Source organism: Profundibacterium mesophilum KAUST100406-0324, from assembly GCF_009835145.1.
Lineage (GTDB): Bacteria > Pseudomonadota > Alphaproteobacteria > Rhodobacterales > Rhodobacteraceae > Profundibacterium > Profundibacterium mesophilum.
In genome coordinates, this window is sequence record NZ_APKE01000120.1 from 1 (window position 1) to 223 (window position 223).

General features: G+C 53.4%; 1 pseudogene. It reads left to right on the top strand.

The annotated features are described in order from the left end of the window. A pseudogene (locus PMES_RS16510) lies at window positions 1–184 on the top strand (6,7-dimethyl-8-ribityllumazine synthase); the annotation flags it as partial. Window positions 185–223 lie beyond the last annotated feature (39 nt).

Consider the following 223-nt stretch of genomic DNA (forward strand, 5'->3'; position numbering starts at 1 on the left):
GGTGAACGGTTTGATGCAAGCGGGCCTTGAAACTGGTGTTCCAGTTCTCTCCGTTTCGCTGACGCCGCACCAGTATCAAGATACAGAGCATCACAATGCGATCTATCGGAAACACTTTGTGGACAAAGGGATGGAAGCGGCTGAAGCAGTGCTGAAGCTAAAAAGGGTGGTCATCGCCGCTTAACGTTGTTCGGCGGCACTAGTGCCGCCGACCTACCAATCG